Source organism: Roseomonas sp. CAU 1739 (genome assembly GCF_039839775.1).
Lineage (GTDB): Bacteria > Pseudomonadota > Alphaproteobacteria > Acetobacterales > Acetobacteraceae > Neoroseomonas.
In genome coordinates, this window is sequence record NZ_JBDOQQ010000012.1 from 109288 (window position 1) to 125596 (window position 16309).

General features: G+C 69.1%; 13 protein-coding genes and 2 pseudogenes. 9 read left to right on the plus strand and 6 right to left on the minus strand.

All coding sequences use genetic code 11. The annotated features are described in order from the left end of the window. Positions 1–79 precede the first annotated feature (79 nt). From AAFN86_RS19110 to purB, 3 genes are all read right to left on the minus strand, one after another. Positions 80–829 carry an NRDE family protein gene (locus AAFN86_RS19110; protein WP_347545099.1) on the minus strand — a complete coding sequence of 250 codons (750 nt, stop codon included), beginning with the start codon at positions 827–829 and terminating at the stop codon, positions 80–82. Positions 830–872: 43 nt separating this feature from the next. Then, positions 873–1229: a hypothetical protein gene (locus tag AAFN86_RS19115; RefSeq protein ID WP_347545101.1), complete on the minus strand. Its 357-nt coding sequence runs from the start codon at positions 1227–1229 to the stop codon at positions 873–875. Positions 1230–1353: 124 nt separating this feature from the next. After that, positions 1354–2691 carry an adenylosuccinate lyase gene (gene purB / locus AAFN86_RS19120; RefSeq protein ID WP_347545103.1) on the minus strand — a complete coding sequence of 446 codons (1338 nt, stop codon included), beginning with the start codon at positions 2689–2691 and terminating at the stop codon, positions 1354–1356. Positions 2692–2856: 165 nt separating this feature from the next. Here purB and AAFN86_RS19125 point away from each other — a divergent pair. Together AAFN86_RS19125 and AAFN86_RS19130 are read left to right on the plus strand one after the other, a co-directional pair. Further along, positions 2857–3462, plus strand: a pseudogene (locus AAFN86_RS19125) (TerC family protein); the annotation flags it as partial. Between the two features lie 316 nt (positions 3463–3778). Next, positions 3779–4351 carry a hypothetical protein gene (locus AAFN86_RS19130; RefSeq protein WP_347545105.1) on the plus strand — a complete coding sequence of 191 codons (573 nt, stop codon included), beginning with the start codon at positions 3779–3781 and terminating at the stop codon, positions 4349–4351. 196 nt (positions 4352–4547) lie between these two features. Here the strand turns inward: AAFN86_RS19130 and AAFN86_RS19135 are convergent, their stop codons facing one another. Beyond that, on the minus strand, positions 4548–5744 hold the full coding sequence (locus tag AAFN86_RS19135; RefSeq protein WP_347545107.1) for a M20 aminoacylase family protein: 1197 nt from the start codon (positions 5742–5744) through the stop codon (positions 4548–4550). A 71-nt stretch (positions 5745–5815) separates the two neighbouring features. Then, positions 5816–7471: a hypothetical protein gene (locus tag AAFN86_RS19140; protein WP_347545109.1), complete on the minus strand. Its 1656-nt coding sequence runs from the start codon at positions 7469–7471 to the stop codon at positions 5816–5818. Positions 7472–7606: 135 nt separating this feature from the next. Between AAFN86_RS19140 and AAFN86_RS19145 the strand changes: the two genes are divergently transcribed. The 5 genes and pseudogenes from AAFN86_RS19145 to AAFN86_RS19160 all read left to right on the plus strand — a co-directional run bounded on the left by AAFN86_RS19145 (position 7607) and on the right by AAFN86_RS19160 (position 12744). Continuing rightward, positions 7607–8314 (plus strand): JAB domain-containing protein, encoded by a 708-nt coding sequence (locus AAFN86_RS19145; RefSeq protein WP_347545111.1) that lies wholly within the window; start codon positions 7607–7609, stop codon positions 8312–8314. A gap of 469 nt (positions 8315–8783) precedes the next feature. Beyond that, positions 8784–9773 carry a P63C domain-containing protein gene (locus AAFN86_RS19150; RefSeq protein ID WP_347545112.1) on the plus strand — a complete coding sequence of 330 codons (990 nt, stop codon included), beginning with the start codon at positions 8784–8786 and terminating at the stop codon, positions 9771–9773. Positions 9774–9867: 94 nt separating this feature from the next. Then, positions 9868–10062: pseudogene (locus tag AAFN86_RS29600) on the plus strand (transposase); the annotation flags it as partial. A 106-nt stretch (positions 10063–10168) separates the two neighbouring features. Then, complete coding sequence (gene folP, locus AAFN86_RS19155; RefSeq protein WP_347545113.1) at positions 10169–11221, plus strand: dihydropteroate synthase; 1053 nt, start codon at positions 10169–10171, stop codon at positions 11219–11221. Positions 11222–11496: 275 nt separating this feature from the next. Beyond that, positions 11497–12744: an acyltransferase gene (locus tag AAFN86_RS19160; RefSeq protein ID WP_347545115.1), complete on the plus strand. Its 1248-nt coding sequence runs from the start codon at positions 11497–11499 to the stop codon at positions 12742–12744. A gap of 18 nt (positions 12745–12762) precedes the next feature. Here the strand turns inward: AAFN86_RS19160 and AAFN86_RS19165 are convergent, their stop codons facing one another. Then, positions 12763–13659, minus strand: a complete 897-nt coding sequence (locus AAFN86_RS19165; protein WP_347545116.1) for an MBL fold metallo-hydrolase — start codon at positions 13657–13659, stop codon at positions 12763–12765. 156 nt (positions 13660–13815) lie between these two features. Between AAFN86_RS19165 and glmM the strand changes: the two genes are divergently transcribed. Together glmM and thiD are read left to right on the plus strand one after the other, a co-directional pair. Then, complete coding sequence (gene glmM / locus AAFN86_RS19170; protein ID WP_347545117.1) at positions 13816–15195, plus strand: phosphoglucosamine mutase; 1380 nt, start codon at positions 13816–13818, stop codon at positions 15193–15195. A gap of 289 nt (positions 15196–15484) precedes the next feature. Beyond that, positions 15485–16294, plus strand: coding sequence for a bifunctional hydroxymethylpyrimidine kinase/phosphomethylpyrimidine kinase (gene thiD, locus AAFN86_RS19175; RefSeq protein ID WP_347545118.1), 810 nt, complete (start codon positions 15485–15487; stop codon positions 16292–16294). The last annotated feature ends 15 nt before the right edge of the window (positions 16295–16309 follow it).

Consider the following 16309-nt stretch of genomic DNA (forward strand, 5'->3'; position numbering starts at 1 on the left):
GGCGGCTGGCGATAGAGGGGCGCGGTATAGCAGCGCCTTCCCGGAAGGGCCATTGCCCATGGGCCCTGTCTGGCCCGCGTCAAGCGGGTGGGGGCAATGCCAGGGGCGCGAAGGGGGCGGTGCCGGGCGGGGATGGGCAGAACAGCCAGTGGCGCGCCCCATCGGCGCCGAGCGCGACCAGGCTCGAGCAAACCGTGCCGAAGCCGTTGGTGGGTGGGACGTTCAGCGTCTCGGCCAGGCCGATCGCCGGGTCGTAGCCGCCATCGGCCAGCAACGCCTCCCAGGCCGACCAGTCCGGCTGGTCCGGGTCGGGCGGCGGCGTGGCGCGGAAGCGGGGCAGGTGGCGGCGGGTGCGCGGGCTGGTCGGGTCGTTGGGGTCATGGGCGGTGACCATCGAGAGGCCCTCGGGCAGCGCAATCGCCTCCGGCCGTCCCTCGCCGAGGCCGCGCAGGAAGACTGCGCGATGCGAATCGGCGACCACCATGTTGAAGGGCCGCCAGTCCCCGGCCGGCAGGGCGGCGATGGCCGCGGCGGCGACCTCGGCGGTGGCGGCGGCGGCGGCGAGGATCGGCAGTTCACCACGAGACCTTTTCCCTGCTGCTGGCCCCAGGCTGCCCGGCCGGTTCAGCACCGCGGCCACAACTCCGTCGGCGCCCAGCGCCATCCAGGTGCCGCCCGCGCTGCGGTCGCGTCCGCCGATGATGTCGGGATGATCCGGCCACCACGCGGCCGGCGGGTCCCAGGCACGATCCAGCCTTTCGTCGCGGTTGGCGGCGATCAGCAGGGGCCAGCGATGCGCCGGCCGGTGCAGGACGATGACGGTGCACATGTCGGCAGGCTGCGTCGGCGCAGGCCTGCCGGCAATGGGGGGGTCAGAAGCGGAAGTTCAGCGAGACGCCGGGCGGCCCATAGACCGGCGGCGCGTAGTAGACCGGCGGCGGGGCGTAATAGACCGGCGGCGGCGGCGCGTAATACACGCGCGGGGCCGGCGCGTAATACGGCTGGTAGTAGGGCCGCGGCGCCACATAGACCGGGTAGGGACGCGGCGCGATATAGACAGGCCGCGGCGGCGGGCCCCAGCCACGCCCCGGGGGGCCATAGCCGTAATAGCCACGGTCGCCATGGCCGCGGCCACGATTGCCATCACCCGCGGCGGCATCGCTCGGCACCACCGCAACGGCTGCGCCGGCTGCGAGGGCGAGAACTCCGATCATCCGGGTCAGGCGCATGGTCAGGCTCCTTCTCAACGTGACCAAATGTTTAACGCTGGTCCTTGTCTTAAAGAGGGCGGCGGTGCCTTGGTTTCTCCGCAACCCGTCACGAATCCGTGAGTCCAGTCTGGTGTCGGCGCGCTCAATCGGCGCCGAACACCCGCCGGAACACCGTATCGACATGGGCGAAGTCACGCTTCGGATCCATCGCCGCTTCCAGCGCCGAGGGCGTCAGCAAAGCGGAGACGGTGGGGTCGGCTTCCAGATTGGCGCGGAAATCGCGCCCGCCCGGCGTGCCCAGCGCTTCCCAGGTCGCCATCGCGGCGCGCTGCACCGCGGCGTAGGAGTCCTCCCGGCTCATCCCGGCCTGGGTCAGCGCCAGCAGCACCTTCTGGCTGTGCACCACGCCGCCCAGCGATTCGAGGTTCGCCGCCATGCGCTGCGGATAGATGGTCAGCTTCTCCATCATCCCGGTCAGCCGCGTGAGCGCGAAGTCGAGCGCGATGGTCGCATCGGGGGCGATCACACGCTCCACGGAGGAATGGCTGATGTCGCGCTCATGCCACAGCGCGACGTTCTCCAGCGCCGGCACCACATACCCGCGCACCAGGCGGGCGAGGCCGGTCAGGTTCTCGCTCAGCACCGGGTTGCGCTTGTGGGGCATCGCGGAGGAGCCCTTCTGCCCGGGGTGGAAATACTCCTCCGCTTCGCGCACCTCGGACCGTTGCAGGTGGCGCACCTCGGTCGCCAGGCGTTCGATGCCCGAGGCGACCACGGCCAGCGCACAGAAGAAGGCGGCATGACGGTCGCGCGGGATGACCTGGGTGGACACCGGCTCGACCGCCAGGCCGAGCTTGCCGGCGACGAAATCTTCCACGCGGGGATCGACCGAAGCGAAGGTGCCGACCGGGCCGGAGATGGCGCAGGTCGCGACCTCGGCCCGCGCGGCGACCAGGCGCGCCCGGCCGCGGGCGAATTCGGCGTAGTGGCCGGCGAGTTTCAGCCCGAAGGTCGATGGCTCGGCATGGATGCCGTGGCTGCGCCCGATGGTGGGCGTTATCCTGTGTTCCATCGCCCGCGCCTTGAGTGCCGCGAGCAGCGCGTCGAGGTCGGCGATCAGCAGGTCCGCCGCGCGCGTCAACTGCACCGAGAAGCAGGTGTCGAGCACGTCGGACGACGTCATGCCCTGGTGCATGAAGCGCGCCTCGGGGCCGATTCCCTCAGCCATGAAGGTGAGGAAGGCGATGACGTCGTGCCGGGTGACGCGCTCGATCTCGTCGATGCGGGCGACTTCGGCATCACCGATGGAAGCCGCGCGCGGGGCGCCCTTGTCGCGGATCGCGCGGGCCGCCTCGGCGGGGATAGTGCCGAGCCCGGCCATCGCCTCGGCCGCCAGCGCCTCGATCTCGAACCAGATGCGGTAGCGCGCGGCGGGCGACCAGATGGCGTCCATCTGCGGACGGGAATAGCGCGGCACCATGGGGCAGGCTCCGGTACGGGAATTTCGGGGCGGGTTTGGCGCGCGGGGCGGCGCGACGCAAGCGCGGCCGTTGCAGGGCCGGCATTCGGGGTTGCGGTGGACGGAGCGCCCCGGTATCTGGCGTCAGGTTAAATTCAGGCAACTTAACTCCGGGGCCGTCGCACGATGTTGGAAATGCTGCCCGAGTGGATCCAGCCACTCGCCATGGTGCTGTTCATCGACGTGGTCCTTGCCGGGGACAACGCGATCGTGGTCGGCATGGCGGCCGCGGGCCTGCCCACGGACCAGCGCCGCAAGGCGATTTTCTGGGGCATCATCGCCGCGACGATCATGCGCATCGCCTTCGCCTCGATCACGGTGCAGCTGCTGCAGATCGTCGGCATCGTGCTGGCCGGCGGCGTGCTGCTGCTGTGGGTCTGCTGGAAGATGTACCGGGAGCTGCGCGAGAGCGGCGCCGAGCACGGCCACGACGCCGAGGGGCTGGAGGGCGAGACGTCCGGTGCGCCGCGCAAGACGTTGCGGCAGGCGATCACCCAGATCCTGGTGGCCGACATTTCCATGAGCCTCGACAACGTGCTGGCGGTCGCCGGGGCGGCCAAGGACCACCCCTATGTGCTGATCGTCGGGCTGGCGGTGTCGGTCGTGCTGATGGGCGTGGCGGCGTCGCTGATCGCCAACCTGCTGAACAAGCATCGCTGGATCGCCTGGGTCGGGCTGCTGGTCATCCTGTACGTCGCCTTCAACATGATCTGGGAAGGCACGCACCAGGTGACCGAGGCGGTGCCCGAGGCCTATGCCTACCTGTTCCTCCCGCTCGGCTTCCTGGTGCCCGCCATTGCCGGGGTCTTCCCGATCTGGCTTTGGGTGGGAGCGACGGTGATGCAGATGATCCTCTATACCTCGGTCATCACGCTGGTGGCCGGCGTCGTCCGCGACGCCACGCGTCGCCGGGCGGTGGCCTGACCACCGCCCCGGCCGGCTGGCGCGACCGCGCCTGTCGGCGGCGTCACGGTTTGGCCGGAATTGCCGGCATTCCTTCACCCGCCACGGCGTGCCATAGCCGACGCGGTGGAGCAGGGGGGATGCAATGATCGCGAGGAACCACATCGCCGGCACGGCCCGGGGCTTCGCCGCCGGCGCCATGCTTGCCCTGACCAGCTGCGCCGCCATGATGCAGGCCCAGGCGCCGTCGCTGGAGGCCATCGCCCAGCGGATGCCGGAGACCCTGGCCGGCTTCGTGCTGGGGGAATCGGCGCAGCGGCCCGGCCCGTCCGTGACCTTCGACTACGCCACGCCGAACCGCGCGGCGGTGGGCTCGGTGCTGGTCTATGCCGGGGCGGGCCTAGCGCCGGCCGACCCTGGGGCGGCGGCGATCGACCGCGAATTGACCGCCGCGGTGGCGGAATTGTCGGAGGCCCCGCAAGGCCGCACCGGTCGGCGCTTGGCCGAGCGCGAGCGCATGACCTTGCCGGCGCTCGGCCTGCGCTGCGCGATCATGACCGGCGCCTTCGGCCGCGCGCCGGTGATGCGGGAAGTCTGCATCGGCGGTGCGGATGGGCGCTTCGTGAAGGTCCAGGTGACGATGGCCGACAGCCGGCCACCACCAGCCGATGCGACCGCCTTCGCGGGGGCGGCACTGCAGGCGGTGCGCGGGGGGTGAGGCGAAGGTTGGAGGGGCGCCGCCCCTCCAAGCCACCCCGCCAAGGGCCGGTGGGCCCTTGGAACCCGATACTTGGCGCCTTGCGCCGCGGACAGGGTCGGTTCGATGGCCCCGCGGGATATACCGCGACACCAGGCCTTGGGTGGGGGCGTGGGGCATCGCCGCACGCGAAAAGGGGGCAAGCCGCCCCCGGCGATCAATCCCCGACCGACCCCAATTCCTGTCGCACCAGGCTCATCCAATAGGCCACGCCGAGCGGGATCGCGTCGTCGTTGAAGTCGTAGGTCGGCGTGTGCAGGCCTTCCGAGGACGGTCCGCCGGCGCCGATGCCCATGAACATGAAGGCGCCGGGGCGGGCCTGCAGCATCAGGGAGAAATCCTCCCCGCCGGTCACCGGCCCGGCCTGGCCGGTCGAGTGGTCCGCGCCGACCACGGCGGTCGCGGCGCGCAGCGCGATGGCGGATTGCTCGGCGTGGTTCACCAGGGCGGTGCCGCGGCGGCGGTATTCGACCTCGGCCGTGCAGCCGAAGGTGGCGGCGAGGCCGGCGGCGATCTCGCGCATGCGGGTCTCCATCGTGTCGCGCACCGCCTCGGTGAAGGACCGCGCGGTGCCGCCGATCACCATCTCGGCCGGCATGACGTTGGTCGAGGCCATCGAGCCGCCATGGATGGCGCCGACGCTGATCACCGCCGCGTCGATCGCCGCGACGTTGCGCGAGACGATGGTCTGCACCGCGAGGATGAACTGCGCGGTCAGCACGGTGACGTCGGTCGCCATGTGGGGCGTGGACCCGCCATGACCGCCGGTGCCGCGGAAGGTCACCACCCAGCGGTCGCCGGCGGCCATCGCCGGGCCGGGCTGGATGGCGAAGGTGCCGAGCGGGCGGTTCGGCTTGTTGTGCAGGCCATAGACGGCATCGACGGGAAAGCGTTCGAACAGTCCGTCGTCGAGCATCGCCTTCGCACCGCCGCGGCCTTCCTCGGCGGGCTGGAAGATGAAGTGGACGGTGCCGCCGAAATCCGGGTCGTCCTTCAGCATCCTGGCGGCGCCCAGCAGCATCGTGGTGTGGCCGTCATGGCCGCAGGCATGCATCACGCCCGGATTGGTCGAGGCATGCGGCAGGCCGGTCGCCTCGGTGATCGACAACGCATCCATGTCGGCGCGCAGCCCGATGGCGCGCTGGCCGGGCTGGCGGCCCTTCAGCGTCGCGACCACGCCGAACTTGCCGACGCCTTCGGTGACATCGAGGCCCCAGCCGCGCAGCGTCCGGGCGACCAGCGCCGAGGTGCGGGCTTCCTCCATGCCCATTTCGGGATGCGCGTGGATGTCGCGGCGAATGGAGACGAGGTCCGGCTGGAGCGCATCGAGGCGGGCCTTGGCGGCGTCGTTCATGGCTGGCGGTGTCCCTGGCACTGGCGATGGGCGGGAACCCTGGCGCCAGTCCGGGCGTGGCGCAACCGCGCCTACCCCATGCCTGCCGAGCGCAGCCCGCGCAGGAAATGGTCCATGTCGCGCCGCCGGACATAGGGCGCGGCCTGGCGGAAGCGCGCCACCGTGAAGCCGGGGTCGAGTTCCAGCATCGCCCGCACCAGCGGCCGCGCTTCCGCCGCCCGGTCCAGATGGCCCAGCGCCGCGATCTGCGCCCGCAGCGCCGCGGTGAAGCGCGGTTGCAGTTGCAGCACGGCGCGCCCGGTGGCGAGTGCGGCGTCGAAATTGCCGAGCAGCATCTCGACCGTGGCGAGCCCGGCCTCGGTGAAGAAGGCGTGCGGGCTGCGCGGCAGCAGGGCGAGCGCACGCTTCAGGTGCCGCCGCGCCGTCTCCAGTTCCCCGCCATAGGCATGGGCCATGCCCGAAAAGGTCCAGGCCGCCGGCAGCGCCGGATTGATCTCGAGCGCCTGGTGGGTGAGGGCGAGCGCCTCGGGGATCTGGTGGTGCAGGAAGCCGCGCACATGGCCGGCGATGGCAAGGCCCCTCGCGTCGCGCGGGTCGAGCATGATGGCCTGTTCGGCGGCCTGGCCGGCGGCCGCCAGCGCGTCGCGTTCCTGCCCCGCCCAGCCCTGGCCGACCAGCAGCACGTTCCAATAGGCGAGCCAGGCCTGCGCCGAGGCGAGCCTGGGGTCGCGCCGCACCGCCATGGCCAGCACCTTGCCCGCGCGTTCGAAGGCGTCGCGTTCCAGCCGGTAGATGTCGGGCACCACGCGCAGCACCATCTCCTGCGCGGAGGCCTCGGCGAGCGGGCGCAGCGCGGCGCGTTCGGCTTCCAGCAGAAGCAGTTCGTGTTCCAGCCGGGCGCAGGCCTGCGCCGCGACTTCCTCGGCGAAGGCGGTGGGGCGGGCTTCGTCGGGGGCGATCACGGCCGACCACAGCACCGCCCCGCCGCCGCCGACATCGACCAGGCGCAGCGCGACCTGCGGGCGCTGGCCCGCCATGTGGATATTGCCGGTCAACAGGTAGTCCGGCACCGACATCGCCCGGCCCGGCACCTCGACCAGCACCGAGACCGAGCGCAGCGCGGACAGCGCGGCGACGATCGCATCGGTCGTCGTGATGTCGAGATGCCCGGCCCGCGCGCCGGCCAGGTTGTTGAGCGCCGCGACCAGCACCCCGGCGCGCCGCGCCGTGGGCAGCGCGGCACGTTCGGGCGGGGCGCGCGGCTCGGCGCCGGCGCCCGGCGGCGCCTCGCCTTCCGCGCGCGCCAGCCAGTCGTCGAGTTGCGGGTCGATGCCGCGCAGCTCGGCCAGGAAAGGCCAGCCCGCGCGGCGCCCGGAGGCCTCGACCGCGACGGCCTCGGCCACCAGCCAGATGGCGGCGGCGTCGGCGCCGAGGATGTCGAGACCTTCCGCCAGCAGGGCCGCGCGCAGGTCGTGCAGCACGTCGCGCAGGCGGCCCAGCGCGTGGCGCGCCTCGGCACCCGACCACAGCAGCCCGGCCAGCAGCCGGCGCGGCATGCGGTATCCGGGCGCCAGCGCCAGCAGCGCCACCAGCGCCCGCGGCCGCGTGCCGCCGGGCAGCACGGGCCGGCCTTCCGCGGTGACGATCTGCAGCGTGTCGACCAGCCGGATGCGCAGCCGGGGTGCGGCGCTGCACGCCCGCCGCGGCGGGAAGCCGACGCTGGACACCCGGGGACACCTCATCAGCCAGGATTGCACCGACGCGATTCCGACGCCGGCCGACGCCATTCCGATGTGCACTAGGGAGAGAAAAAGGACAATGAATTTCGCCACAAGGTAGAATTCGGACGGAAAGCCCAGACCATGGACGCCTTCGCCTTCCAGACTGCCGCCACCCCCGCAGCGGCCGCACCGCGCCCGCCCATGGCCCGCCGCCGCGGGCCCGACATGGCGGCGGAGGCGCAGCATGAGGACCGCGAGATCCTGTTCGCGCTGCTCGCCCCCTGCCTGGGCTGCATGGAAGCGGCCGAGGCGGTAGAGGCGGTCCTCGCCCGATTCGGCGGGCTGACCGAGGCGGTCGCGGCGGCGCCGCGCGACCTCGCCAGCCTGCCCGAGCTGGGGGAAGCCGGCGCAGCAGCGCTGCGCGCGGTGCTGGCGGCGGCCCAGCGGCTGGACCACCTGCGTCGCGCCAAGCGGCCGGTGCTGGCGCGCGCGGCCGCCTGGATGGCGCATCTGCGGCGCGGCGGCGCGAGCCTGGCAGCCGGGGAATTCCGTGCGCTGTACCTAGACCCGCGCGGCGTGCTTCTGGCGGAGGAGACGCTCGGCGGCAGCGAGCCGGCCGCCTTGCCCGGCCAGGTCATCCGCCGCGCCCTGGCGCTGGAGGCCGAGGGCATCGTGCTGGCACGCGGCTGCGGGCGTGGCGCGGCCTCGGCCAGCCCGGGCGACATCGCCATGGCCCGCAGCCTGGACCAGGCGGTGCAGGTGATGGGGCTGCGGCTGCGCGACATGCTGGTGCTGGGGCGGACGACGCAGGTGTCGCTGCGCGAAGTGGGGGCGGTCGAGGCGGGATGAAGATCGCAGGACCCCACCCAACGCGCGCCCAGGTTGGTCGGAAGGCTGACGGGGCTTTGCTTCTCCAAGCCGCCCCACCAAAGGCCAGTGGGTCAGTTTGAAAGGCGCTGAATCCTTGCGGAGGACCTTGTCGCTGTGCGCGGCTTGCCCCCAAGCGGCATGCTAACGGCATTGCAGAGGCGCGCATCCCCGCCCACGCGACTCCATCGCCCTCGCGAAGCTCGTTGGCGGCATCGCCACGGGCGAGGTCGTGGACAATGTGAAGGACGCAGCCGCGGCCCAGATGGGGCGGAAGCCCGCCGCCGCGTGCTCGGCCGGGATGACACCAGACCGGCGAGCTGAGATCGCCCGGAAGGCAGCGGCTATGCGGTGAGCCAACAAGCAGGCATCGAAAAATTCTTATGCGCAGTGCTTGCTCCGCCTCTCGAGCAAGCATATGGTCGTTTCCTAGCAAGCATGGGGGTTGCCGATGTCTGGTACGAAACAGAGCAAAGGGGGCCAGGCGCGGGCGATTAAGCTGACCGCCGATGAGCGCCGCGAGATCGGTCAAAAGGGGGCTGCCGCTCGATGGGATCTCCCGCGCGCCACGCACGAAGGTACGCTGACAATTCCGGGCATCGTGCCGCTCAAGGTCGCCAACCTTGCTGACCAGCGGCGCGTGCTCATCAGCCGTGCTTTCCTTGAAGCGTTAGGGCGCCCATGGAAGGGTACGTACAAGCGCACCGAGCGCCCCAACTTTCTAGATGCCAACAACCTGGACTCCTTCATCACGGACGAAATAAAAGGCTACCTTGAGCCAGTCGATTACTTGAGTGACCGCGGGCAGATTGTCACAGGATACCGCGCTGAGCTTTTACCACTTGTTTGTGATGTGTACTTGAAAGCTCGGGCTCAAGGAGTTTTGACGAAATCTCAGGAATCAGTCGCTGACTTCGCGGAGCGGCTGGTGCGCGGCCTAGCCATCTCTGGCATCCTCAACTTGGTCGATGATGCCACTGGCTACACAAAAATTCGGGCCCGTGATGAACTGCAGAATATATTGTCAGCATATATAGCGCCTGAGCTTTTACCTTGGGCCAAACGATTCCCTGACACATTTTATGAAGAACTTCATCGCGTGCGTGGATGGAAATATGCTCCCGGTTCCAATAATCGTAATCATTACATTGGAAAACTCACCAATGAATTGATTTATGAGCGACTTCCCCCTGGTGTTCTTGAAGAGCTTCGTAGCAAGAACCCGCGCGACCCCATCAAGGGAAGGCGCCGATACACTCATCATCGCTTTCTGACCGATGAGGTTGGGAATCCGCATCTGGAAAAGCAAATCGTCGCGGTGACCACCCTTTTGTCAGTATCGGATGACTGGGATGAGTTCGCACGTCTGTTCTCAAAGAAATTTCGGCCAGGCCCCGGGGACCTATTTTCGCTGCCCACCCCTCCCACCGATGACGAGTAAAGTGATTGACGCCAAGTGCGGACCCACGAATACCTCGGATAATTTGATTTAATTGTAATTCACTGACGGCTATCCGAACCGAGAGAGCCGCCAGATGTGGACCGACGAGAACCGTGCTCGCGATGACCGAAGTAATCTGCATGATCCGGGTGACCTGACTGACAAGGATTGGGTGCTGATCTGCCCGCTGATCCCGCCGGCCAAGCGCGGCGGCGACACGCGGGTCGTAGTTGAGCTCGATGTCGTCAATGGGGTGATTTTCATCCTCAGCACTTACTGCCCGTGGGCATCGTTATTCAACGAGCTTCCGCGGCGCAGCACGGTGCACGACTATTTCCGCAACTGGCACTGCCTCCCAGTGGCCTTCCCTGTCCCGATCAGGCACATCGCTGCCCATGATCACCGGCCGCTTCGTCGAACCGCTGGGCCTCATCACCGGCCCTGTTTCCTTCCATGCCTTGCGCGAGGGTTTCGCCCTGCCGCTGCAGGGCGGCGACATCGCCTTCGCCTTCGTCCGCCTGATCGAGGATGGCGAGGATCTGGGCGTCGGCCCGATCCGCGAGGTGCCGGAGGATTGGCAGGAAGCGATGCACGCCATCGCCCAGCGCCCCGCGCCATTCGCCGGACTGCCGGCCGATGGCCCGCTGGTGATGGGCGTCATCAATGTCACGCCCGACAGTTTCTCCGATGGCGGCCGGCATGCGCAGGCCGAGGCCGCGATCGCCGCCGGCCACGCGATGCTCGAGGCCGGCGCGGACATGCTCGACATCGGCGGTGAATCGACCAGGCCCGGCGCCGCCGCCGTGACCGCCGAGGAGGAGATCGCCCGCATCCTGCCGGTGGTGCGGGAATTGGCGAAGGCCGCGCCGGTCAGCATCGACACGCGCAACGCCGCCACGATGCGCGCGGCGCTGGATGCGGGGGCGGAGATCGTCAACGACATCTCCGCCCTGCGCCACGACGCCCAGGCGCTGCAGCTGGTCGCGCAGGCCCAGGTGCCGGTGGTGCTGATGCACATGCCCGGCGACGACCCGGCGACGATGCAGGCGCTGGCGACCTATGACGACGTGGCGGTGCAGGTGGCGGGCTTCCTGCGCGACCGCATCGCGGCCTGCGAGGCGGCGGGCATCGCGCGCGGGCGGATCGCGGTCGATCCGGGCATCGGCTTCGGCAAGACGCTGGACCACAACCTGGCGCTGATCGACCGGCTGCCGCTGATCGCCTCACTCGGCTGCCGGGTGGTGCTGGGCGCGTCGCGCAAGCGATTCATCGGACGGCTTTCGGGGGTTGAGGAGGCCGGGCAGCGCATGCCGGGCAGCGTGGCGGCGGCGCTGGCGGGCGCGGCGCGCGGCGCGTCGGTGCTGCGCGTGCATGACGTTGCGGAGACGGTGCAGGCGCTGGCGGTGTGGCGCGCCTGTAACATCGGCGCGTCGCAGGCGGGCGACTGATGCTAGGCAGCATCGTTCCTTCGGTGCGCGGCACGGGTGTGGCATGCTTGTGCTTGGCCCCGATCCTTCGGAAGGGCGTGGCACTGTCGGCGATTGGGGATTGCAGTGACGCTGAGCCGGGCCCGAGGTAGGAGCCTTCCTCCCGTGGGCATCCATTCGTTTCTGCTGCGAGGATATGCCCGCGCGGTGACCGGGGATGCCCAACCCCTGGTGACGGCAGGATGGGGCGTCAGGGGTTGGCTTGCAGGCGGGCCGGTTTGGCGGAACCTGGGGCCGTGAACGACCCGATGGCGGTGGATCGGCCAAACGATTCGGCACCGCCGACGGGCGAGACCTTCGCCTATATCGATGCCGTCCGTGGCTGGGCGATCATACTGGTGATGACAACCCATGTCGGGGGCTCGTTTCCAGAATTATACTGGCCATTGAAGAAACTGACGAACTTCGGCTGGCATGGCGTCCAGTTGTTCTTTATCGCCAGTGCCGTGACGCTATGTTATTCCTGGAACAGGTCGATCGAGCCTTACGGTCGAAGGGCATTGAATTTTTTCATTCGGAGATTTTTGAGGATTGCCCCACTTTATTATTTTGGTGTCGTATTTTACATGGTGGTGCAGCCACCGGGTTCCGGCTTTTCGGTCGCGCAGCTGTTGCGCTCCGTATTTTTCATCAATGCCTGGCATCCCGACTGGATACCGACGACGCCGGGCTGGATGGTGGTTCCCGGTGGCTGGAGCATCGGTGTCGAGTTCACCTTCTATGCTCTGTTTCCCCTCCTGATCGTGTTCCTGTCATCCACCGGCCGGGCGGTGGCGATGCTGATCCTGGCAATCGTCGTGGCCATCATGGCCAATACATTTGGCCTGAGTTTTTTCCAGGAATATTCCGGCGTATATTTAAACAATTTCCTGTATTTCTGGTTCTTCAATCAGATGCCGGTTTTCATGATTGGATTTGTCGTGTTTTGTATCTTGAGAAGTATGCGAAATTTTCGCCTTTCCAGGCGGAATTCATGGGTTTTGCTCGGACTGACCGTTTTGCTGCTGGTCATCGCAGCGCTTAATCCGGCAGCATCCGATCGATTTGTGCCGGACACCATACCGCAGATATTCATCGCATCGAGCCTTCTGGGCGTTTTCGTCCTGCTGATGGCGATTTCAACGCCGACCCTGTTTTCCCATCCGATCATCCAGCGGATCGGCGTGCTGAGTTTCAGTTGCTACGTGATGCACTTCGTCTTCGTTCACACTGTCCCGGCGTGGAGCGGTGGTTGGATTGATACGACCGTATCCGGCCCTCGTGCCGTCATCACGGCTGCTGTTCTCTGGGTGCTCGTGGTGGCGATGACCGTGGCGACGTCCACGGCGACGAACCGATGGATCGAACAGCCTGGGATGCGCCTGGCGCGGCACTTGACGCGCAGGCGTGGGGCTGTGGTGGCCGATCCCGCGTCAGGCATCACGCAGTCCGGCCCGCCCCGCTCGCACGAGCTCCTTGCCAAGGCCTCGAAGGCGCCGGAATAGGCTGGCCGGGCCCCTTCGCTACAGGGTCTGCTCCCATGCCTCCGGGAAAAGCCGGTAGCCATTGCCTTCGCGCCCCAGATGCGCGGTCGCCGGGAAATGCAGGTGCATCCCGGCGATATGCGTCTTCTCGGTCGCCACCATGTCGAAGACGCGCCGGCGCGTCGCCGCGGCCTGCGGCGGATCGACGTCGAACAGGATGGTTACCTCCGGCCGCGGCACCTGCACTTCCGGCAGGTGGACGATGTCGCCCCAGATCAGCAGGGACTGCCCGCCCGAGGCGATGAGGAAGCCGCAATGACCCGGCGTATGGCCAGGGAAGTGCATGGCGGTGACGCCGGGGAAGACCTCGGCGCCGCCCTGGAACAGGCGGAGGCGGTCCGCATAAGGTGCCATCTGGCGCTTCGCCATGGGGAAGTAGGCGCCGCCGGTCGGCACGCCCTGGCCGGTGCGGGCGACCTCGGCCTCGGCCTCCTCGCTGGTCCAGTAGGCGTGTTCGTCCGCATGCATGGCCAGTTCGGCGGCGGGGAAGAAGGCGCCGCCCTCGGCGGTCGCCAGGCCGTTGGAATGGTCGGGGTGCAGGTGCGTCATCAGCACCGTGTCGATCCCGGCCGGCGCGATGCCGGTGGCGGCGAGGTTGCGCAGCAACTGGCCGGAGGATTTCTGCATATGCGTGCCGGCGCCGGTGTCGATCAGCGCGGTGCGCCCGCCCGAGCGGATGATGAAGCAGTTGAGCGAGGTGCGCCGCGGCACCGGCCGGAACACCGAGCGCAGCATCTCGGACGAATCCTCGACGCTGATGTTCTGCAGCACGGCCATCGAGCCTTCGAGGAAGCCGTCGCTCACCACGGTCAGCATGATGTCGCCGACGCGGCGGTGGTGGATGGCGGGAACCTGTTCGGTCGGGATGGTCGTCATGGGGGGCGTTCGCTCCGCGTTTCCTGGTCCGCGAACAGAGCATGGCCCGGGCGCCGCGCCAAACCGTGCGGGGCGGCGAGACGGCGGGGCGGATCGTCCCCGGCCTTCTCAAGCCGGTATCGGGCGCTGTAGGGATGGGGGCAGAGGATCGAAGTCATGCCCAAGGACACCGCCACCCCGCCGCCCGCCCGTCGCCTGTTCGGCACCGACGGCATTCGCGGCACGGCCAACCAGGCGCCGATGGATGCGGCGACGGCGCTGCGGCTGGGGCAGGCGGCGGGGCGGTATTTCAACCGCGGGACCCACCGCCATCGCGTGGTGATCGGCAAGGATACGCGCCTGTCGGGGTACATGCTGGAACCGGCGCTGACCGCGGGCTTCATCGGCGCGGGGATGGATGTGGTGCTGGTCGGGCCGTTGCCGACGCCGGCCATTGCGCTGCTGACGCGTTCGTTGCGCGCCGACCTGGGCGTGATGATCAGCGCCTCCCACAACCCGTATGAAGATAATGGGATCAAGCTGTTCGGCCCGGATGGGCTGAAGCTGACCGATGAGCAGGAATGCGAGATCGAGGCGCTGATGGCCGGCGACCTGACCGCGGCGATGGTCGCGCCGGGGCGGCTGGGCCGCGCCAGCCGGCTTGAGGACGCGCCCGGTCGATACATCGAGGCGGCCAAGCAGTCCTTCCCGCGCGGCCGGACGCTGGAAGGCCTGCGCATCGTCGTCGATTGCGCCCATGGCGCGGCCTACAAGGTCGCCCCCACCGTGCTGTGGGAATTGGGGGCGGAGGTGGTGCCGGTCGGGGTCGCCCCCGATGGGTTCAACATCAACAAGGGCGTGGGGTCGACCGCACCGGGCGCGCTCGCCACGCTGGTGCAGGAGCGCCGGGCCGACCTGGGCATCGCGCTGGACGGCGATGCGGATCGCCTGGTGCTGGTGGACGAGGCGGGACAGCTGATCGATGGCGACCAGATCCTGGCGCTGATCGCGCGGTCCTGGCTGGCGCAGGACCGGCTGCGCGGCGGCGCCGTGGTGGCGACGGTGATGTCGAACATGGGTCTGGAGCGCTTCCTTGCCACGCGCGGCCTGGGGCTGCTGCGCACGGCGGTGGGCGACCGCTATGTCGGCGAACGCATGCGCGAGGCGGGCTGCAACCTGGGCGGCGAGCAGTCCGGCCACATGATCATGCCGGATTTCGGCACCACCGGGGATGGCTTGATCGCCGCGCTCCAGGTGCTGGGCGTGCTGGTCGAGGAAGGCCGGCCGGCCAGCGAATTGCTGCGCTGCTTCGCGCCGCTGCCGCAGCGCCTGGTCAATGTCCGCTACGCCGGCGCCTCGCCGCTGAACGACGCGGGCGTGAAGGCGGCGATCGCCAGCGAAGAGGTCGCACTTGGCACGCGCGGGCGCGTGCTGATCCGCGCCAGCGGGACGGAGCCGGTGATCCGCGTCATGGCGGAGGCCGAGGAGGAGTCGCTGGTGGAGGGCACGGTGGCGCGGCTGGCGGATGCCATCCGGGCGAAGGCACGGGCGGCGTGAGGATGCGGCGCGACCAGGGAGGGGCCTTGCTCCTCTCCGGACCTCTACCCCCCAAAGGCCCAAGGGCCTCTGGACACCTTGGATTGGAGCTGTGGGCCATGGTTGGGCCAGGGTGGTTCGGGCGTATTCGGCGGGGCGGCAGGTCATGCTGCCGGGCGCCGGGCCGGTCGGCTGCGCATCACGGCGGACGAACCGCTGCGCCCGGCACCGGAATCCCGCGGTCCAGGAGCCCGTTGGCTCCTGGCGGGGAGGTTTGGAGGGGCAGCGCCCCTCCATCGGGCCCCACCCCATGAAGGGACGCGTCCTCATCATCGCCGGTTCGGATTCCGGCGGCGGTGCCGGCATCCAGGCCGACATCAAGGCGGTGACCGCGCTGCGTGGCTTCGCCATGACCGCGATCACCGCGCTGACTGCGCAGAACACGCTGGGCGTGCATGGCGTGGCCGGCGTGCCGATCGACTTCATCCGCCAGCAGATTGCGGTGGTGCTGGACGATCTTGGCGCCGATGCGATCAAGACCGGCATGCTGCATGCGGTGCCGGTGATCGAGGCGGTGTGCGATGAACTCGCCGCGCGGGCGCGGGGCATTCCGCTGGTGGCCGACCCGGTGATGGTGGCCAAGGGCGGGCATCCGCTGCTCGCTGCCGATGCGGTCGATACGCTGAAGGCGCGGCTGCTGCCGCTGGCGACCATCATCACGCCGAACCTGCCGGAAGCCGAGGTGCTGGTGGGCCGGCCGATCCGCGACCTCGCGGACATGCGCGAGGCGGCGGCGGCGCTGCGCGGCCTGGGCGTGCCGGCGGTGCTGCTGAAGGGCGGGCACATGGATGGCGCGGTGCTGACCGACCTGCTGGTGACCGCCGACGGGGTGGAGGAATTCACCACGGCGCGGATCGAGACGCGGCATACCCACGGCACCGGTTGCACGCTGGCTTCCGCGATCGCGACGGGGCTGGCGCAGGGGATGTCGCTGCGCGACGCGGTGGTGCGGGCGCGCGCCTATGTGCTGGCGGCGATCGCGGCGGCACCGGGGTATGGCGCGGGGCATGGTCCGTTGGACCACGGCGTTACCTTCGACCCGTCGCTTCTGCCGGGTTAACCGCGCGCTTACCCG